At 59.8% G+C, this 20559-nt stretch carries 12 protein-coding genes and 3 pseudogenes; 6 read left to right on the top strand and 9 right to left on the bottom strand.

The window, feature by feature from the left end; all coding sequences use genetic code 11:
* Nucleotides 1-126: 126 nt before the first annotated feature.
* On the bottom strand, nt 127-561 hold the full coding sequence (trxC, locus tag J3P93_RS25315; RefSeq protein ID WP_434593118.1) for a thioredoxin TrxC: 435 nt from the start codon (nt 559-561) through the stop codon (nt 127-129).
* 195 nt (nt 562-756) lie between these two features.
* On the opposite strand from trxC, the gene J3P93_RS25310 reads away from it, so the two are divergent.
* On the top strand, nt 757-1053 hold the full coding sequence (locus J3P93_RS25310) for a type II toxin-antitoxin system HigB family toxin (RefSeq protein ID WP_434593115.1): 297 nt from the start codon (nt 757-759) through the stop codon (nt 1051-1053).
* Nucleotides 1050-1451: a helix-turn-helix domain-containing protein gene (locus J3P93_RS25305; RefSeq protein WP_434593112.1), complete on the top strand. Its 402-nt coding sequence runs from the start codon at nt 1050-1052 to the stop codon at nt 1449-1451. Before J3P93_RS25310 ends, J3P93_RS25305 begins: the two co-directional genes overlap by 4 nt.
* Nucleotides 1452-1458: 7 nt before the next feature.
* On the opposite strand, the gene selO is transcribed toward J3P93_RS25305, so the two are convergent.
* The 5 genes and pseudogenes from selO to J3P93_RS25280 all read right to left on the bottom strand — a co-directional run.
* Nucleotides 1459-2922: a protein adenylyltransferase SelO gene (gene selO, locus J3P93_RS25300; RefSeq protein WP_434593110.1), complete on the bottom strand. Its 1464-nt coding sequence runs from the start codon at nt 2920-2922 to the stop codon at nt 1459-1461.
* 48 nt (nt 2923-2970) lie between these two features.
* Nucleotides 2971-6324: a mechanosensitive channel MscK gene (mscK, locus tag J3P93_RS25295; RefSeq protein WP_434593107.1), complete on the bottom strand. Its 3354-nt coding sequence runs from the start codon at nt 6322-6324 to the stop codon at nt 2971-2973.
* 34 nt (nt 6325-6358) lie between these two features.
* Nucleotides 6359-8101, bottom strand: coding sequence for a potassium/proton antiporter (locus J3P93_RS25290; protein ID WP_434593104.1), 1743 nt, complete (start codon nt 8099-8101; stop codon nt 6359-6361).
* Nucleotides 8102-8409: 308 nt separating this feature from the next.
* Nucleotides 8410-9009, bottom strand: a pseudogene (locus J3P93_RS25285) (methyl-accepting chemotaxis protein); the annotation flags it as partial.
* Between the two features lie 303 nt (nt 9010-9312).
* Nucleotides 9313-9969: pseudogene (locus J3P93_RS25280) on the bottom strand (MCP four helix bundle domain-containing protein); the annotation flags it as partial.
* Between the two features lie 342 nt (nt 9970-10311).
* Here J3P93_RS25280 and J3P93_RS25275 point away from each other — a divergent pair.
* Both J3P93_RS25275 and J3P93_RS25270 read left to right on the top strand, forming a co-directional pair.
* Nucleotides 10312-10542 carry a hypothetical protein gene (locus tag J3P93_RS25275; RefSeq protein WP_007909525.1) on the top strand — a complete coding sequence of 77 codons (231 nt, stop codon included), beginning with the start codon at nt 10312-10314 and terminating at the stop codon, nt 10540-10542.
* Nucleotides 10539-10841, top strand: a complete 303-nt coding sequence (locus J3P93_RS25270; protein WP_186619599.1) for a cell division protein ZapA — start codon at nt 10539-10541, stop codon at nt 10839-10841. Before J3P93_RS25275 ends, J3P93_RS25270 begins: the two co-directional genes overlap by 4 nt.
* A 70-nt stretch (nt 10842-10911) precedes the next feature.
* On the opposite strand, the gene J3P93_RS25265 is transcribed toward J3P93_RS25270, so the two are convergent.
* Entirely contained in the window at nt 10912-11283 is a 372-nt protein-coding gene (locus J3P93_RS25265) for a hypothetical protein (RefSeq protein WP_434593099.1), read from the bottom strand.
* A gap of 204 nt (nt 11284-11487) precedes the next feature.
* On the opposite strand from J3P93_RS25265, the pseudogene J3P93_RS25260 reads away from it, so the two are divergent.
* Nucleotides 11488-12510: pseudogene (locus J3P93_RS25260) on the top strand (cache domain-containing protein); the annotation flags it as partial.
* 69 nt (nt 12511-12579) lie between these two features.
* The gene (locus J3P93_RS25255; protein ID WP_434598484.1) at nt 12580-13425 is read left to right on the top strand and encodes a methyl-accepting chemotaxis protein; all 846 of its coding nucleotides are present in this window, start codon (nt 12580-12582) and stop codon (nt 13423-13425) included.
* A 939-nt stretch (nt 13426-14364) separates the two neighbouring features.
* On the opposite strand, the gene J3P93_RS25250 is transcribed toward J3P93_RS25255, so the two are convergent.
* Both J3P93_RS25250 and putA read right to left on the bottom strand, forming a co-directional pair.
* Nucleotides 14365-16167, bottom strand: a complete 1803-nt coding sequence (locus J3P93_RS25250) for an acyl-CoA dehydrogenase (RefSeq protein WP_434593096.1) — start codon at nt 16165-16167, stop codon at nt 14365-14367.
* A gap of 244 nt (nt 16168-16411) precedes the next feature.
* Entirely contained in the window at nt 16412-20365 is a 3954-nt protein-coding gene (putA, locus tag J3P93_RS25245) for a trifunctional transcriptional regulator/proline dehydrogenase/L-glutamate gamma-semialdehyde dehydrogenase (RefSeq protein WP_434593093.1), read from the bottom strand.
* Nucleotides 20366-20559 lie beyond the last annotated feature (194 nt).

The following is a 20559-nucleotide window of genomic DNA, read 5'->3' as shown; positions in this document are numbered from 1 at the left end:
GACCCCCACGCAAATCCCCTGTAGGAGTGAGCCTGCTCGCGATAAGGCCGTCACATTCAACACTTGCGTTGGCTGACACGACGCCATCGCGAGCAGGCTCACTCCTACAATTGGATCTGTGTTGGGTCAGATCCTCTGGCTGCGCAACCAGGCCATCAACTGCGGCAACGGAAACGCACCACTTTGCCGCGCCACTTCCCTGCCGTTCTTGAACAGAATCAGGCTGGGAATCGAGCGAATCCCCAACTGCGCCGACAACTGCTGATTGGCCTCGCTGTCGAGCTTGGCCAGCCGACATTTGCCCGCCAGCTGCGCCGCCGCCTGTTCGAACACCGGAGCAAACGACTTGCACGGCCCGCACCAGCCCGCCCAGACATCCACCAGCAGCGGCAGATCGCCCTTGATCTGACTGGCGTAATCGCCTTGCTTGAGTTCGAACGGTTTGCTCAACAACACCGCCGATTTGCAGCGTCCACATTTGGGCTGATCGGCGAGGCGCTCGGCGGGGATGCGGTTGAGGCCATTGCAGGACGGGCAGGGGATGAGGAGTGGCGTGGTCATGAGCGAAATCCTGAAGAGAGCTGATTACAGGTAGTTTGAGACGTTTGCTCATATTTTCAATCGTGCAGTCTTGCCTGCTGTGCCTAGGCTGAAAACGTCACAGGCGAGCCGCTGGTCCGCCCGCCAGTATCGCAACTTGCGATATTTTTGGTTTGTGATTAACTCCCCCATAGCAGAATGCGATAAGGATGTTGCATGCATGTGTTTAGTGAAAAACCCATTCGAGAGGCCAAAGCACGTTGGCCGCACGCAGCAAACGCTCTGGCCCAGTGGTTTCGGCTGGCAAGCAGGATTTATCCAAGGGATTTCTCGGCAATGAAGTCGATATTTCCCGCAACCGATAAGGTTGGCGAATTCCACGTCTTTGATATCGGTGGAAATAAACTGAGGTTAATTGCTTTTGTCAGTTACCGATCTCAACGGCTCTACATAAAGCACGTAATGGATCACCGCGAATATGATCGCGGCAAGTGGAAGGAGGGAGGGGTATGAGTATTTTGATAAAAACGGTCGCTGAGCATTGGGAGTTTGTTTCCCCAGTGGTTCGAAAACCCAAGAGCGAGGACGACTATGACTGCTTGGTACAGGCAGTCGATGAGCTACTTGAGATTACGGGCGACGATGAGTCGCATCCTTTGATGAGCCTTGTAGATATCATCGGTGACTGGATAGAGGAGTGGGATCACAGCCATCACCCCATGGCCCAAGCGAGTGGCGAAGAGGTTCTCGGTTACATGATGCGTGAACACGGTCTGACCCAAAGCGACTTGCCGGGCGTCGGTCCTCAATCCGTCGTTTCGGAAATTCTCAGTGGCAAGCGCAAGCTGAACCTGCGCCAAATTCGCTGGTTGGCTGAGCGCTTCAATGTGCCCATCGACGTGTTTACCTGATTCTGGCTCAGGAAGAACAACTGATCTCCAGATGCTTGCCCCACTCCGGCGGCCGTTCGGCGTAACTCTCCATCCCTGGCTGCTGTTCAAACGGTTTGCTCAACACTGAGTGCAGTCGGCGCACTTCGGCGTAATCGCCTTGCTCGGCGGCGTCGATGGCTTTTTGCGCCAGATAGTTGCGCAGAATGTACAGCGGATTGACTGCATGCATCCGCGCGCGGCGCTGCTCTTGATCGGTATCGCCATCGCGAGCGACGCGGGCCACATAGCGTTCGCCCCAGGCATCGAATCCCTTGATATCGACAAAGTCATCACGCAAGCGAGCCACGGCCTGTTCGGCTGACTCTTCACCGAGGCGGCGGAAGAACAGCGTGTAGTCGACGCCGCTGTTCTGCATCAGTTGCAGCAGGTTTTCCAGCAGTTGCTGGTCGTCGTCTTCGGCAGAAGTGAAGCCGAAACGGCGGCGCATCAGGTCGAGGTAATGCGCCTGGAACAGCGGCAGGTACAAGCCCAGCGTTTCGCGCAGGGCTTCGACGCTGATGAACGGCGTCAGTGCCTGGGCGAGGGCGCTGAGGTTCCATTGGCCGACCGGCACCTGATTGCTGAACGAGTAGCGGCCCTGATCATCGGAGTGGTTGCAGATGAAGTTGGCGTCGAAATCGTCGAGGAAGGCGAACGGGCCGAAGTCGAAGGTGATGCCGAGGATCGACATGTTGTCGGTGTTCATCACGCCGTGGCAGAAGCCGTAGGCCTGCCATTTGGCGATCAGTTCGGCGTTGCGCTCGACGACCTCGCGGAACATCGCCAGATACGGTTCCGGTTGTTCCAGGCATTCGGGGAAATGCATTGCCAGAACGTGCTCGCCGAGTTGCTTTTGCTGCTCGGGGCGCTTGGTGTAGTAGAAATATTCGAAATGGCCGAAGCGGATATGACTCGGTGCCAGGCGCAGCACCATCGCCGCGCGTTCCTGTTTCTCTCGCCAGACCGGCGTGTCGGAGCCGATCACACAGGCTGCGCGCGAGGAAGGGATGTTCAGCGCGTAGAGGGCTTCGGAAGCGAGGAATTCGCGGATCGATGAACGCAACACTGCACGGCCATCGCCCATGCGCGAAAACGGCGTCTGCCCGGCGCCCTTGAGGTGCAGGTCCCAATGTTCGCCGGCGTTGTTGTAGACCTCGCCGAGCAGCAAACCACGACCGTCGCCCAGTTGCGGCGTATAGCCGCCGAACTGGTGGCCGGAGTACACCATCGCCCGTGGCTCGGCATCCGCCCACAGCTTGTGGCCGCCGAACAGTTCGGCAAATTCATCGGTTTCGGCCGTCGCCGGGTCCAGATCGAGCAGGGCCAGTGCGGCCGGGCTGGCCACGACCAGCCGTGGATTATCGATCGGCTCGGGCAGTACGTGGGCGGAGAACGCGTCGCCGAGGCGGGCGAAGCGATTGTCGAAAGTCAGTTCGTCGAGGGCTTTCACGGGCCGGCTCCAGCAGAATGTCCGAGCATTCTGCTGGGACCATAGCGGTTAGTCGAGTTTGCTCGGCGGCGGTTCCGGCAACGGTTTCTCTGCGTCGACGACCGGCGCGATGGTTTTGTTCTCTGGCTCCACCGGCACCATCTTGTATTCCTGACCGTGCAGATTCTTCAGATAAATCTCCATCTGCCGGAACGAGATGTTGATGTGCTGCTTCTTGAACTCGCGGTTGATGAAGCGGTTGACCTCATCGAGCACCGGGTTGCGGTCGCCGAGGTCGCGCACATGCATGCGCAGCTCGTGGTCGAGAGTGCTTTCACCGAAATTGAGGAAGTACACGTGCGGCTCCGGTTCTTTGAGCACGCGCGGGTTCTCGCGGGCGGCCTTGAGCAGCAGCTCCTTGACCAGATCTAGGTCGGAGCCGTAATCCACACCAAGTTTCAGGGTGACGCGGGTGATGGTGTCGGTCAGCGACCAGTTGATCAACTGGCCGGTGATGAAGGTTTTGTTCGGGACAATGATGTCCTTGCGGTCGAAGTCAGTGATGGTCGTGGCGCGGATGCGGATCTTGCTCACCGTGCCCGACAGGTTGCCGATGGTGATGGTGTCGCCGATCCGCACCGGACGTTCGAACAGGATCATGATGCCGGAGATGAAGTTGGCGAAGATCTCCTGCATACCGAAACCGAGACCGACCGACAACGCCGCCACCAGCCACTGCAACTTGTCCCAGCTCACGCCGAGGGTTGACAGGGTCGAGACGAAACCGACGCCGGCGATCACATACGACAACAGGGTCGTGGTCGCGTAGGCGCTGCCCTGAGCCAGATCGAGCTTGGACAGCACGAACACTTCAAGCAGACCGGGCAAGTTGCGCGCCAGGGCGAAGGTGATGCCGATGATGATCAGCGCGCCGAGCATGTCGCCGATGCTGATCGGCACCATGCTCATGTTGGCGCCGGTGCCGCTGGTGTATTCGTAGAGGGTGATGTTGTCGAGGTACGAGAACACCGAAATCAGGTCCGACCAGACCCAGTACAGCGCGGCGATGAAGCCGCCGAGCAGGGCCAGACGGATCAGGCGCAGGGACTGCTCGTTGACCTTTTCAATGTCCAGCGTCGGCTCTTCGATCACCGCTTCGCCGTCGCCGGCCTCTTTCGCCGCTTGCCGTTTGGCCAGCGCGCGCTGGTAAGCCAGGCGTCGTGCGGCAACGCTCAGACCGCGAACGAAGGTGGCTTCGATCACCAGCCAGAACATCAGCAGATATAGGGTGTTGATCAGTCGGTCGCTGAGTTTCAGTGCGGTGTAGTAGTAGCCGAAGCACACCGCGACAAACAGGGCGATCGGCAGCAGGGTGAACAGCACGCCGACGGCCTTGCGGAACAGCGAAGTGTTTTCGTGGGTCGGGCTGGCAATCAGCAAGCGGCTGAGCAGCCACGCCATCAAGGCGTAGCAGGTCAACACCACCGGCATGCCGAGCACGTCGTCAGCCAGCGCGGCCGGTTGCAGTTCAGCGACAGCCACGATGGTCACCAGCGCCATCACCACCAGTCCGAGGCGACGGATCCAGCCCTGGAGGAATTCGACCTGGGGCTTTTCCCAGCGGAAGTGCAACTCAGCCACGCCGCCCGGCGCCAGAATCCGGTAGGCGGTGTAGAACACCAGCCACGCCTGGCCCATTTGCAGCAGTGCCGCGCCCATGTTGGCGTTCTGCCCGCGGGCGTCGATCTGCAAGGCCAGCCCGCACAGCGCCAGACCCAACGCCACCGGCATCGCCAGCAGGATATTGATCAGGATCGCCTGCGGTGTATGCCATTGGCTGTCGCGTTTGAAGTGACCGATGTCCTGGTGGACCTTGTTCAGCCGCGCATAAAGGTTCTTGCGCCGCCATAGCAGCGCGCCGATCAACAGCGCCAGCGGCAGGAACAGCAGCGGTCGCTGAGTCAGGCCGTCGATCAGTTCGCTCAGGCTCGATGCCCACGGCAGGGTGTTGACCTGACGCTCCAGACGTTCCGGCACGCCGCGCATCCATTCGACGTCCAGCGGTTTGTTGCTGGGGATCCAGAACATTTGTTCATCGAGGGTCGCGCGCAGACTCTGCGCGGTGCTGAGCAATTGCTTCTGGTTAAGCTGCAGGGTGATCGACTCGTTGAGCACGGCGCTCAATTCGCGGTTCAGCCGCTCCAGCAGATCGGCGCGGGTGTTGGCCAGATCGAGCAGGCTTTTGCGCAGTTGTGGAGTGACCTGTTCCGGCGGTTGCGTGGCCAGCAGGTTGTCGACATAGGTCGCCGGGTTGCTGAGCAATTCGCGCTGCTGGCTGACTTCGAACTGATACAGACGAATATCGGCAATCTGATCGGCCAGATCGCGGTCGACCTTGAGGTGCGGCAGCGCCTGTTTCTGTTTATAGAGAATCTTCGACAGCAGCAGGCTGCCCTTGAGCACGTTGATCTGCTCGTCGAGGGCGGAGTCGCTTTGGGTCAGGCTGTCCAGTTGCTGCTTGGCCTGCAGGTTCTGTTGGGTGACTTCGTTGAGCCTGTCAGTGCTTTTGAGCAAATAGTCGGAGAGCTTGAGGTTGGCTGTACTTTCACTGGCGAGCAGGCTGCTGCCGCCGGCCTTTTGCGCTTCGATCGACTGCTGGGTGACGGTTTCCTGCGACTGCGCCAGACGCTTCTGGTTGATCAGGGTTTGCAGTTCCTGAATCTCACGGTCGAGGCGATCGGACTTCTCCGAGAGGAGGTCATGTTGAGCATTGCCCAGATCCTGCAACTGGCTGTTGCCGGCCAGTTCCTGACGGCGCAGCGGAATCAATGCATTCAGCGCTGCCAGCTCGGCGTTTAATTGGTCGCGCTGCTCGGCGCTAACGGTTTTGCCCGCATCCTTGCCGGATTTGAGGATGTTGTTGATCTGCTGAATGCGCGTCTGGCTGGCAGAGATCTCTGCCTGGGCGCGCTCGGGGCGAGTCTGCGCGGTGATGATCAGGCTATTGGCGTCGGCCAGCGCCTTTTGCAGGTCACTTTGCTGGGTGGAGCGCTCGGTGAGGATCTGCTCCAGCTGTGGGATCGACTCCTTGGCGAAACGCTGTGCCACCGGCACCACGGCGGTGGCTTTGAGGCGTGCCAGCTCGCGGGTGTTTTCGATGGTCTGCTTGGGGGCGCTGGCCAGTTGCTGTTTGAGATCGACCAGTTTCTGCTCGTAATCCCGGCGATTGGTCAGCTGCGTGAGGGTACTTTGCAGCACGCCCTGCAAGGTCTTTTTATCGGCGTCCGGCAGTTTGCTGTCGGCAAGCTTGTCGAGGCTTGCCTGCACGGCATCGCTGGACGGTGGTTCGGCGGCGTACGACGGGCCGACAGTGAGACTCAGGCCCAGCAGGGCCGCGGCGAAAAAGGAGCGCAGGGTAGGCATAGAGACCGGTCAAGCAAGTGAGAGTGAACGCAGTTTAGAGGAAGAGCCCGGGGCCCGGGCGACTTCCTTCGGGGAATCTGACGCCCACTTTGCCGATCTTGTTCCCGTCCATGACCGCCACGGTCCAATGGGTGTTGTTCCACTCCACCTGGTCGCCGACGATAGGTGCACCGCCGACTTTCTGCGCAATGAAGGCGCCCAGGGTCATGTCCGGATCGATACCCTCGGCCGGTAGGCCATAAAGCGCAGCAACCGCTTTAAGCTGGGCGTCTCCTTCGAGCACGAAGTCGCCGAAAAAGCGCAGATCGAGGCCGCGCTGCGGCGCCTGACTGAACAGTTTTCCGAGGGCGCCGAGGTTGTGTTCATGGCCGATAACACACAGCAAATCATCGACTTCCAGCACCGTACTACCCGACGGATGGAGCAGTTGCTGACCACGAAACAGGGCTGCGATGCGCGTGCCTTCGGGCATTTTCAGCTCGCGCAGGGGCGAACCGATGCACCATTTTTCCGCGCCGAGCTTGTAGACGAACAGCTCCCACTCGCTGGTGACATGCACCTCCAGCGCCGAGCGGGAAATCGGCGCTGGCTCTGGCGGCACCGTCACCTTCAACAGTTTCGCCACCCACGGCAGGCTCGTGCCCTGCAGCAGCAGCGACACCAGCACAATGAAGAACGCCAGATTGAAATACAGCTGCGCATTCGGCAGCCCGGCCATCAGCGGGAACACCGCGAGAATGATCGGCACCGCGCCACGCAGGCCGACCCAGGAAATAAAGGCTTTTTCGCGACCATGGAAAGCCTTGAACGGCAGCAGGCCGACCATCACCGACAGCGGCCGCGCAAACAGAATCATCCACAGCGCCAGAGCAAGCGCAGGCACGGCGATCGGCAGCAGATCGTGCGGGGTGACCAGCAACCCCAGTACCAGAAACATGCCGATCTGTGCCAGCCAGGCCATGCCGTCGAGCATGTGTAGAATGCCGTGACGGCTGCGCACCGGACGGTTGCCGATGACCAGACCGCACAGGTAAACGGCGAGGAAGCCGCTGCCGTGCAGGGCGTTGGTCAAGGCGAACACCACCAGCCCGCCGGCGATCATCAGAATCGGATACAGACCGGTCGCCAGGTTGATCCGGTTGACCAGTTGCAGCAACACCCAGCCGCCGCCGAGGCCGATCACGCCGCCAATGCCGAATTCGCGGATCAGGTGGGTCAGCAGGCTCCAGTGCAGGCCGGTCTGGCCGCTGGCGAGCATGTCGATCAAGGTGACGGTGAGAAACACCGCCATCGGGTCGTTGCTGCCGGATTCGATTTCCAGGCTGGCACTGACCCGTTCGTTGAGGCCCTTGCCGCCGAGCAGCGAAAACACCGCTGCGGCGTCGGTCGAGCCGACGATGGCGCCGATCAGCAGGCCTTGAATCAGGTTCAGGTCGAACAGCCACGCCGCGGCCATGCCGGTGAGCCCGGTGGTGATCAACACGCCGACGGTGGCCAGCGATAGCGCTGGCCATAACGCCACGCGGAAACTCGACACCCGCGTGCGCAAACCGCCGTCGAGGAGAATCACCGCCAGCGCGAGGTTGCCGACCAGATAGGCCGTCGGGTAGTTATCGAAAATGATCCCGCCGCCATCGACCCCGGCGGCCATGCCGACCGCGAGAATGATCACCAGAATCGGAATACCGAGACGCGAGGACAGTGAGCTGACCAGAATACTTGCGCCTACCAGCAACGCGCCGATCAAGAACAGGCTGTTGATGGTCGTCGCATTCAAAGGCAGTACTCCAGAAGCGTAAAGACGGGCAGAAACTGACCATGCAGTCTGCGTGCCAGCGATTCTAACCTGTTGAAATGTGATGCTGTCAAAAAGCTTTTGCAGCGGCGTTGCGGGTTTGGTGTACGGCTCAGGATCGCTGCCCCTCACCCTAGCCCTCTCCCGGAGGGAGAGGGAACTGGCCGTGGCGGATGTGAGAGATCCGCTGACTTGGGATATCGAGTTGTACTCAGGTTTTGAACAGCCCGCAAAACGGCTCCCTCTCCCTCTGGGAGAGGGCTGGGGTGAGGGTGCTCTTGATCCGATGATTAGAGGCTGAATCGCCCAACCATGTTGTTCAGATCCAGCGCCAACCGCGACAACTCATTGCTCGCCGCGCTGGTCTGATTCGCCCCGGTCGCCGATTGCACCGACAGATCACGAATGTTGACCAGATTGCGATCAACCTCACGCGCCACTTGCGCCTGCTCTTCGGCGGCGCTGGCAATCACCAGGTTGCGCTCGTTGATTTCGACGATGGCGCTGTTGATGGTGTCGAGCGACATACCGGCACCACGGGCGATGTTCAGCGTCGATTCGGCGCGCTCGGTGCTGTTGCGCATCGAGTCGACGGCGTGTTCGGTGCCGCTCTGGATGCTGCCGATCATCCGCTCGATCTCGCTGGTCGACTGCTGCGTGCGATGAGCCAGCGCGCGGACCTCATCGGCAACGACCGCAAAACCACGCCCGGCCTCGCCAGCGCGGGCTGCTTCGATCGCCGCGTTTAGCGCCAGCAGGTTGGTCTGATCCGCGAGGCCGCGAATCACGTCGAGCACCTTGCCGATATCGCGGGATTCATTAGCCAGATCGCCGATCAACGAAGCGGTGCTCTGCACATCGGCGCTCATGCGTTCGATGGCGCTGACGGTTTCCTGCACCAGATCGCGACCGTCGCCAGCCGAGGTGGTGGCATTTTTCGAGGCTTCCGAAGTGCTGACGGCGTTGCGCGCAACTTCTTCAACTGCGCTGGTCATCTCGTTGACCGCGGTGGCCGCCTGTTCGATTTCGTTGTTCTGCTGGGTCAGGCCACGGGCGCTTTCGTCGGTGACGCTGTTCAGCTCTTCGGCAGCGGACGCAAGCTGGGTGGCCGAGCCGGAGATGCGCTGCAGGGTGTCGCGCAGTTTCGCTTGCATCTTGGCCATGGCGGCGAGCAGGCGTCCGGCCTCATCGCTGCCATCGACATGGATCGGCTGGGTCAGGTTGCCTTCAGCGATGGTTTCGGCTGCATCCAGTGCCTTGGCGATCGGCTTGGTGATACTCACGGTCAGCAGCCAGGCGAACAGTATTGTCAGGCCGGAGGCGATCAGCAGCAAGCTGACGACCAGATTGAAGGACATGGAATATTGGTCCTTGGCGCCCTGATCGATGTCGGCGATCTGCTGGGTATTGATGTCCAGCAAGCGTGCCAGCGCGGTGTTTACCGCTTCCGAATTGGACAACAGGTCGGTGTTGAGCAGTTGCTGCAACGCATCGATCTGATTATTGCGCGAGAGGGTTTTCATCCGCTCTTCGAGCTGGCGGTATTGTCCCAGCAACTGCACATACTGATCGTATGCCGAGCGTTCTTGCGGACTGGAAATCAGCGGTTCGTAAGTACGTTGCGCCTCGGTGATCTGGCGGTTGCGCATGTCGAACAGCTCGATGGTTTTCTGCTGCACGTCCGCTTCGCGGTTGATCAGCAGGCGATACGACAACACGCGCAAGCGCAGGGTCAACTGAGTGAATTCATCCAGCGCCTTGATCGACGGCACGCTGGTGTTGGCGATGTCTTCGCCCGCCGCGCGGATCTTGCTCATCTGATTCAAGGCGAAGACGCCGAGAATCAACATCAGGCCGCCAATCAGGGCGAAACCGGTGAACGCCCGAGGGGCGATATTCATATTGCGAAGGGACATGGACGGATACCGAAAAGGGCCGCATCCATGCGGGTTGAGCTGCTGTATGGCTGACTTATCGGTCATACGACTAAAGTCTTGAGGTGGTGTGCGCATTTGTCGCAGCGGGGGCGGGGCGACGAAGTGCAGGAACCAGATCGGCAGATCACAGTCTTTTAAACTCGCGGGAACGGTCCCCCGCCATGAAAATCAAGGCCTTGCGCCGGTTTAACCCTGGCATCCGTGGTGACTTTTCTTTATCGTACGCGCCCTTTGAAAAACGCTTGGAAGATCAAAATGTTGGAAGCATCCCTCAGCCAATTGGAACAGCTCGTCAGCGACCTGGTGCAACAGAACCAGACCCTCGCGCAGACCAACCAGACCCTGTCCACGGAACTGGCCCAGGCCAAGGATGAAAACGAAAGCCTGCAACTGAACCTGATGGAGCAGGAAGAAAAACACGGCGCCACCGCTGCCCGCATCCAGGCACTGGTTGATCGCGTCAACGCCGGCCCTGTCAGCGCATGAACCACGGCACAGCAGGGGTAAAAGTCATCTCGATTCTCGGGGAGGACTATTCGATCAAGGCACCGGCCGGGGAAGAACAGACCCTGCTGGACGCGGCCATGATGCTCAAGGCCACGCTGGAAGACACCAAGCGCAAATACCCGACCCTGATCGGCGACCGTTTGCTGGTGCTGGCGGCGATGAATCTGTGCTCGCAGCAGATCGAAATGAAGAAGCAGCACCAGGAAGAGCTCGACCGTTATCAAGAGCAAGTCAGCGCCACGGTCGACACCATCGCCAAGACCATCAATCAGGGGTGATACCGAGCGTGAGGCTAAGCCTCTTTTTCGAGAACGCTCCAGCTTAGAGGAGCGTTCTCGAGGTGCGCCATCAAGCTGCGCTTATCGACAAAATCCTGAAGTAAAAGCGATTTTCCCGGCTTACCAGATCCTTCGCTTCCACTTTATAAGTTGGAAACTCGGGATGTGTCAGGAAATCGCCGTTTTCAATGTACCGGACCATTTCATCCTGGTTGACTACCTTTTCACTTCGCCATTTGGAGGGAGTTGCGTCGACGTCTATCTCGATAAACCAACCGCCGTCTGATTCCTCGAATGATTTTTTCAGAACGGTTATTTCCCTGCCATTGGCTGCCTTGCCAATCTTTTGTCCAACCCTGACCGACTTCAACATTTCATCACGAGCAATGCCCTCGATATTCTGGATGCCCTGAATACGTTCAATTGTGCTTTTACTGTCCATTTCCGACTCCTCGTTTTTGGGGTTCGCCCTCGGAGAGTACGGCTTCGATAAGACCTTGCCACCTGTCAACCTTGACAGTCGACAAAACGGATTTTTAGGCGGCGCAATCGGTCTGTTGTGAGTTGCAAACAATAACGATATTTCTTGTATACAGTTGGCGTGACAGTTGCAGTGTTTCAGCCACTTATTCTTTGGGGGTGCTCCATGCAGTGGTGGCGACGCAGTATTCAATGGCAGCTGATTCTTGGCATGGGCGCAGCCCTGCTGCTCAGCATTCTGATTGTGGTTGGCATTTATACCCTGGTGGTCAATCGCCTCGCCCAGTCCTATCTGGTCGAGCAGGCCCTGCCGTCGAGCATTGAAGCGACGCGCAACGATATCGAACGCATCCTCGTGCAACCGCTGACGGCGGCCAAGGACATCGCCAGCAATTCCATGGTCCGCGATTGGCTCGCGGCAGGCGAAGACAGCGGCAAACTCGCGGGCTTCGCGGAGTATCTGGAAGGCATCCGCGCCGAACATAAAGCCTTTACCACTTTGATCATTGGCACTGAGTCCAATCACTACATCACTGAAAAAGGCCTGGATCGGACCCTTAGCCGGGACAAACCGGCGGATGCCTGGTTCTATTCCTTTCTCGACAGCGATCAGCCGCGCACCCTCAATATCGATAACGACGGCGCGACCGGTGAGTTGGCGTTGTTCATCGATCTGAAGGTTGAACAGGCGGGAAAAGTGGTTGGCGTTGCCGGGCTCGGGCTGAGCATGAAAGAGCTTTCCGAGCTGATCCACAACTTTAGTTTCGGTGAGCGCGGCAAGGTCTATCTCGTGCGTTCCGACGGTTTGATTCAGGTGCATCCCGAGGCGCAGTTCAGCGGCAAGCGCACCTTGAGCGAGCAGATCGGCACCGATGCGGCGCAGGCGCTGATGGGCCACAAGAATGCGGTCAACAGCAGCTTCCAGCGTGACGGCGAAGATTTCCTCGCGTTCAGCCTGCCGCTGCGCGATCTCGGCTGGACCCTGGTGGCAGAAGTGCCGCAGTCGCAGATCTACGCCGAAGCGCGCAAAGCCATGTGGATGAGTGGCGGTATCGGTCTGCTGGTGGCGTTGGTGTGCCTCGCCTTGGTGGTGTGGCTGGCGCGAGGGCTGGTGCGGCCGATTCGTCAGGTAACAGCGGCGCTGGTAGCAATCGGTAGCGGTGGTGGAGATTTGACCCAGAGGTTAGATTCCAGTCGCGCCGATGAACTGGGTGACCTTGCGCGCGGCTTCAACCGCTTCCTCGACAGTCAGCGCGCGATGATCGGCGAAGTGCTGACCACCAGCGAGAACCTGCGCACAGCCGTGGGTCAGGTGGCAAAAGTGGTGGACAACACCGCCGAGCGCTCCGGTCGTCAGCAGGAAATGACCGATATGGTCGCCACGGCGGTCCATGAAATGGGCCTGACCGTGCAGGAAATCGCGCAGAACGCCGGCAACGCCGCGTTCGCCTCGCAAGCCGCCCGCGACGAAGCGCTGCAGGCGCGGGAAGTGGTCGGCGGCTCGATCCGCCATATCGAAAGCATGTCCGACGAGATTGGCGTGGCGGCCGGCGCGGTCGGTGAGCTGGCGCAGCAGGTCGCGTCCATCGACTCGGTGCTGGCGGTGATTCGTGGTGTGTCCGAACAAACCAATCTGCTCGCGCTCAATGCTGCGATCGAAGCTGCGCGCGCTGGGGATATGGGCCGTGGATTTGCTGTGGTCGCTGACGAAGTGCGCACTCTGGCGCGTCGCACCCAGGCCTCGACCGACGAAATTCAACAAATGATCGGCAGCCTCAAGCAAGGCGCGGAAAACGCCGTGTCGTCGATGCGCACCGGACAGGCAGCGACCGGCACCGGGGTTGAATCGAGCCAGCGCACCGGCGCATCGTTGACGGCGATTACCGGACAGGTCGAGCGCATCAGCGACATGAACCACCAAGTGGCGACGGCGACCGAAGAACAGTCGGCAGTGACCGAGGAAATCAATCGCAACGTGCAGGGGATTTCCGATCTGGCACGGGCAACAGCGGGGGAAGTTCGCGCATGTCGCGAGGATTGCCGCATGTTGCAGACGCTGGCGGATGATCTGGCGCGGCAGATGGGTGGATTTCGTTTGAGCTGAGTTAGTTCTGTCTTTGTAAGGAGTCGACGCGCCTCAAAGGCGCGTCGGATTCGCTTCCATTTCGCTTCAGAAAAGCAGAATTTCTCGCCCATAAAAATCGATGCCGCCATGGTCTCCAGATAAAACACCCGCTTCTCCCGGACAGTCCACACTTGCTGGCCCTCGTGATAAGTATCACCAGCTGCGACTGTTCTAAACATATCGTCGCTGTTGAAATCCGTAGTGCTGAGATAGCTCGAGCGCGGAGTAACAACCATGGCTTGATAAAGATCTGCCCCCTTTTTGATATAGCGCTTTTCGCTGACACGCTCAGCAGAGGGATCGTTGACAACGTCATTGACTCGCGCTGAAAAAACGAACTCTGCTGCGGTTAGATTGACGTACGGATCAATAAGCCGCTCGGGGGCTGCGCCGCCATAGACCACTGCTCGCCACTGACTGGCGCTGATGAAAGTGTAATCTTTGAAGGCGACGCGATTGTCCGTGTCATAGCGGTCCTCCGCCGTAATGATCTCAAACATTGCTGTTGCCGTTGTCTCGACAGCCGGTACTGAGTTATCCGGCGCTGTCGTGATGCTGATCAGTGATCGTTCATCAGAAAGGCGATGGTGATTTTTGCTGATGACAGTAGAAACCGAGGAGTCTTTGTTAGTCCACACCGTGCCGTTTCGCATTCCAAATTGCGAAATCGAGGCAAGGACGCAATAGTCCCGCGTTACCAGCCCGGCAAGTTTGATGGTTTGATCGGCAGTCTGGTTGTCCATGTGGCTCGCTCTTTCCAGGGTAAGAAGAGGACGTGAAGTCCGAGTTTGCCGGGCAAAGTTCAAACTACATGTCTGGCCAAACCAGCCTACTGCGCCAGGGCCATTTCCACACCTGTCAAACATGACAGGTGTGCAATCCCCGAAAATGTGTTTTGTCTGAGTGCAAACGCTTGACTCAGAACCACTCCTCCCGCATCCCCAGACACGTATCATCGCGCGCCTCAAGCAAGTCCAGCTCATGCTGGCAACCCGGCACTTCCCACGTCAGAAAATACCGCGCCGCCTGCAATTTGCCTTTATAGAAGTCGACGTCCGCCGCATTGCCCGTGGCCAGCCCTTCTTCGGCGCGAATCGCCTGCTCCAGCCAGCGCCAGCCAATCACCGTGTGCCCGAATACCTTCAGGTACAGCGCCGAGTTCGCCAGACTGCTGTTGACCTTGCCCTGCGCCAGGTCGGTGAGCAAACCGAGGGTCACGGTTTGCAGGCGGGCCACGAGTTTTTCCAGCGGCTCACGCAGCGCGGTCAACGATTCATGCGCGGTTGCACGTTCGCCCGTAGTGGCGATCAGGCGGATCAGTTGTTTCAAGCCTGCGCCGCCGTTCTGCGCCAGTTTGCGCCCGAGCAGGTCCAGCGACTGAATGCCATGGGTGCCTTCGTGAATCGGATTCAAACGGTTGTCGCGGTAATACTGCTCGACCGGGTATTCGCGGGTGTAACCGTGGCCGCCGAGAATCTGGATCGCCAGTTCGTTGGCTTTCAGGCAGAACTCCGACGGCCAGGATTTGACGATCGGCGTCAGCAGGTCCAGCAACTCATGGGCTTGTTTGCGCTCGGCTTCGGTTTGCAGCGTGGTGGTGTCATCGAACAGGCGCGCGGCGTACAGACCGAGGTCAAAGGCGCCTTCGACGTAGGATTTTTGCGTCAGCAGCATGCGTCTGACATCCGCGTGCTGAATGATCGCCACCGGTGCGGTGGTCGGGTCCTTGCTGTCCGGCACTCGGCCTTGCGGCCGCTCGCGGGCGTATTCCAGCGAATACAGGTAGCCGGCGTAACCGAGCATCACTGCGCCCATGCCGACGCCGATGCGCGCCTCGTTCATCATCTGGAACATGTAGCTCAAACCCTGATGCGGCTTGCCCACCAGATAGCCGACACACTCGCCGTTATCGCCGAAGTTCAGCGCCGTGGACGTGGTGCCGCGCCAGCCCATCTTGTGAAACAGGCCGGCCAGCAGCACATCGTTGCGCTGGCCGAGGCTGCCGTCATCGTTGACCAGAAACTTCGGCACGATAAACAGCGAAATGCCTTTCACCCCGGGCGGCGCGTCCGGCAGCTTGGCGAGGACCATGTGCACGATGTTTTCCGACAGTGGATGATCGCCGCCGGAAATGAAGATCTTGTTGCCCTTGAGGCGATACGTGCCGTCGGATGCCGGCTCGGCGCGTGTACGAATATCCGACAACGATGAACCGGCATGCGGTTCGGTCAGGGCCATGGTGCCGAAGAAGCGCCCATCGATCATCGGCTGCAAAAAACGTTGCTTCTGCTCTTCGGTGCCAAAGCTTTCGATCAGGTTCGCCGCACCCATGGTCAGAAACGGGTACGAGGTCGACGCCGCGTTGGCCGACTGGAAATGCGCGAAGCACGCTTGCGACAACAGTGTAGGAAGTTGCATGCCGCCGGCGTCGAAACTTCTCGCGGCGTTGAGAAATCCGGCTTCGAGGAAGGCGTCCACCGCCGGTTTGACTTCGGGAATCAGAATCGCCTTGCCGTCTTCATAGCGCGGCTCGTTCTCGTCGCCCTTGCGGTTATGCGGGGCGAAGTACTTCTCGGCGATGCTGCGCGCGGTACCGATGGCGGCGTCGAAGGTTTCACGGTTGTGCTCGGCAAAACGCTCACGCCGGGTCAGGCCCTCGGCATCGAGGACTTCATACAGCTCGAAAGCCAGATTGCGGGAACTGAGCAGCGTCTCGGACATGGTGGCTTACCTGAAAATGAGGTTGGGCCGAGTCTAAGGCGCGGGAATAGAGGCTGAACAGGATGATTGATGGCGGTGATGGAGGGGTGGGGGCAACACTAATCAGATGTAGGAGTGAGCCTGCTCGCGATAGCGGTCTGTCAGACACATTCATTTTGTTTGACAGACCGCTATCGCGAGCAGGCTCACTCCTACAGGTATTTTATTCCAGGCGACCATTGCGGTCGCCTGGACTTACAGCTGTTTAGCCGATGGTCATCAAGCTCGCATTACCACCCGCCGCAGCGGTGTTTACACTCAACGCGCGCTCGATCACCAGACGCTCCAGCGCAATGTTGGTCTCGCCCTGGGACAAGCCCTGAACCCCGACAATCGCACCGGCACGCTTGGCAATCTGCTGGCAGACCCCGCGCAACTGATCGGAGTGGCCGTGGTGCAGAACCGCATCGAATACCACGTCGTCCTTGTTCCAGTCGGAAACCAGTTTGATCCGCGCCTGAATCTCCTTCGGCAGGCGTGCGAACAAGGCCTTGCTGATGTCGGACTCCGGCCACACCGCCGAACCGCCCACCGCCAATACCGCGGCCAGTTGCGTCAGCAGATCGCCTTCGACTTCCGCCAGGCACAGCACGTGTTCGCGCGGCAGGATGGCGTAGCTGTTGCGCTCACCTGTCGGGCCGGCCAGTACGCGGGTGATGCCGCTCTGCGATTGCGCAGCGTACTGCACGCACAGGGTGCTCAGATCAGCGTATTTGTTGCTTTCAGCCCAGGCTTTCAGCGCGGTCAGCGGTTTGCTCATGGCATCGCGCAGGCGAACGTCCGGCGCTACAACAGCATCACCGCGAGCGAAGGATTGTTCGATAGCGTCGGTAGGACGTGTCGACAGCAGACGGTACAGGTACAGCGGGCCACCGGCCTTCGGACCAGTACCGGACAGGCCTTCGCCGCCGAATGGCTGTACGCCGACCACGGCACCGACGATGTTGCGGTTGACGTAGACGTTACCGGCGTTGACGTTGTCGATCACCTTGGCGATGGTCTCGTCGATGCGCGTGTGCACACCCAGCGTCAGGCCGTAGCCGGATGCGTTGATCTGGCCGATCAGTTGATCCAGCTCTTTGCGCTTGTAGCGCACCACGTGCAGCACTGGGCCGAAGATCTCGCGTTGCAGTTCGTCGAAGCTTTCCAGTTCGATCAGGGTCGGCATGACGAAGGTGCCACGTTTGACTTCTTCGCTGTCGGCGATCGCCACCTGATACACGGTGCGACCTTTGTCGCGCATGGCCTGGATGTGCTTGTCGATGCCAGCCTTGGCTTCGGCGTCGATCACCGGGCCGATGTCCACGGACAGGCGCTCAGGGTTGCCCAGACGGCTTTCCGCCATGGCGCCTTTGAGCATTTCGATGACGCGATCGGCAGAATCCTCCTGCAGACACAGCACCCGCAGCGCCGAGCAACGTTGACCGGCGCTGTCAAAGGCCGACGAAACCACGTCGATCACCACTTGTTCGGTGAGTGCCGAGGAGTCGACGATCATCGCGTTCTGGCCGCCGGTTTCGGCGATCAGCGGGATCGGACGGCCCTGGCTGTCGAGACGCCCGGCAATGTTGCGTTGCAGCAGACGGGCAACTTCGGTGGAACCGGTGAACATCACGCCTTTGACGCGCTCATCGCCGACCAGGCCGGCACCGACGGTTTCACCGCGACCCGGCAGCAGTTGCAACACGCCTTCCGGGATACCGGCTTCGAGCAGCAGGCGCACGGCTTGAGCCGCGACCAGCGGAGTCTGTTCGGCCGGTTTGGCCAGTACCGGGTTACCGGCAGCCAGCGCCGCAGCGACTTGACCACTGAAGATTGCCAGCGGGAAGTTCCACGGGCTGATGCACACCACCGGGCCCAGTGGGCGGTGGGCGTCGTTGCTGAAATCGTTGCGTGCCTGCACCGCGTAATAACGCAGGAAGTCGACCGCTTCGCGGACTTCGGCGATGGCGTTGGCGTAGGTCTTGCCGGCTTCGCGAGCCAACAGGCCCATCAGCGGCTGGATCTCGCCTTCCATCAAGTCAGCGGCACGTTCCAGAATCGCCGCACGCTCGGCTGGCGGGGTGGCCTGCCAGATCGGTGCGGCGTTGAGCGCGCATTGAATGGCGTTGTCGACGTCTTCGACGGTGGCTTCCTGAACGTGACCGACCACATCGCGATGATCCGACGGGTTCAACACCGCTGCCGGTGTTTCGTTGCTGGAAGCGCAGCCGAGCATCGGTGCGGCTTTCCAGTCATTGTGCGCAGTGGCCAGCAGGGCGCAGGACAACGACGCCAAGCGATGTTCGTTGGCCATGTCGATGCCGCTGGAGTTGGCGCGCTCGGCACCGTACAGGTCACGCGGCAGCGGAATGCGCGGGTGCGGCAGGCCGAAACCACCTTCCACGGTCGCCATCTGCTCGATCTGCGCCACTGGATCGGCAACCAGTTCCTGGATCGAAATCGATTGGTCGGCGATGCGGTTGACGAACGAGGTGTTCGCACCGTTTTCCAGCAAGCGACGCACCAGATAGGCCAGCAGGGTTTCGTGGGTACCGACCGGTGCGTACACACGGCACGGACGGTTCAGCTTGCCTTCGGCAACTTTGCCGACAACCTGCTCGTAGAGCGGTTCGCCCATGCCGTGCAGGCACTGGAATTCGTATTGGCCGGGGTAATAGTTCTGACCGGCAATGTGGTAAATCGCCGACAGGGTGTGGGCGTTGTGCGTAGCGAACTGCGGGTAGATGGCTTCCGGCACCGACAGCAGTTTGCGTGCGCAAGCAATGTAGGAAACGTCGGTGTACACCTTGCGGGTGTAGACCGGATAGCCTTCCAGGCCTTCAACCTGGGCGCGCTTGATTTCGCTGTCCCAGTACGCGCCCTTCACCAGACGAATCATCAGACGGTGACGGCTGCGACGGGCCAGATCGATCACGTAGTCGATCACGTACGGGCAACGCTTCTGGTACGCCTGAATGACGAAACCGATGCCGTTCCAGCCAGTCAGTTGCGGCTCGAAGCACAGGCGCTCGAGCAGATCCAGCGACAGTTCAAGACGGTCGGCTTCTTCGGCATCGATGTTCAGGCCGATGTCGTATTGCTTGGCCAGCAGGGTCAGCGACAACAGGCGCGGGTACAGCTCGTCCATCACGCGCTCGTATTGGGCGCGGCTGTAACGCGGGTGCAGCGCCGACAGCTTGATGGAAATGCCCGGGCCTTCATAAATCCCACGGCCGTGGGAGGCTTTGCCGATCGAGTGAATGGCTTGTTCGTACGACGCCAGGTACTTCTGCGCATCGTGTTCGGTCAGCGCCGCTTCACCGAGCATGTCGTAGGAGTAACGGAAACCCTTGGCTTCGAACTTGCTCGCATTGGCCAGGGCTTCGGCGATGGTTTCGCCGGTGACGAACTGCTCGCCCATCAAGCGCATGGCCATGTCGACGCCCTTGCGGATCATCGGCTCGCCGCTCTTGCCGATGATGCGGCTCAGCGAAGAAGTCAGGCCGGCTTCATTGTGCGTCGAGACCAGTTTGCCGGTCAGCAGCAGGCCCCAGGTTGCGGCGTTGACGAACAGCGACGGGCTGTTGCCCAGGTGCGGCTGCCAGTTGCCGGTGCTGATCTTGTCGCGGATCAGCGCATCGCGAGTACCCTTGTCCGGGATACGCAGCAGCGCTTCGGCCAGGCACATCAGCGCCACGCCTTCCTGGGACGACAGGGAAAATTCCTGCAGCAGACCCTGAACAATGCCGGCGCGGCCGCCAGCGCTTTTCTGGTTACGCAGTTTTTCCGCGATGGTTGCGGCAAGCTTGTTGGTGGCTTCGGCCATCGCTGCCGGCAGGCGTGCCTGCTCGATCAGCATTGGCACCACTTCCGGCTCAGGGCGGCGGTAAGCGGCGGTGATCGAGGCGCGCAGCACCGATTGCGGCAGGATGCTTTCGGCGAATTCGAGGAAGCACTGGTGGGCGTGATCGGTATGGACTTCACCGGCGTCGTCGGCGTCTTTGGCGGTCAAACCGTTCAGCTCGGTCAGGGTTGCACCACCCTCGAGTTTTTCCAGGTAATTGAAAATTGCCTGCTTGATCAGCCAGTGCGGCGTGCGATCGATCGAGGTTGCGGCAGCCTTTAGGCGTTCGCGGGTCGGGTCGTCGAGTTTGACCCCAAGGGTGGTGGTAGCCATATTTTTATCCTCATGGTTGCCACAGTTGCGTGGCATCAGCTGGCGGCAAGATTAGCCGTGCGTCGAATGAGGTGCAACCGGGTGCAACCCTTTTTTGTCGGAAAAATCCGCAACTCGTCAGGAAATAAATTCCGCGATGAAATCCCTGCTCCTGCTTGGTGCTTTTGCCTCTAGCAAAGGGCCATGACTGCTAC

The sequence above is a fragment of the Pseudomonas sp. R3-57 genome, from assembly GCF_051132065.1.
Taxonomy (GTDB): Bacteria; Pseudomonadota; Gammaproteobacteria; order Pseudomonadales; family Pseudomonadaceae; genus Aquipseudomonas.
The sequence above is the reverse complement of the archived record's forward strand: the minus strand, read 5'-3'. Positions and strand labels throughout refer to the sequence as shown.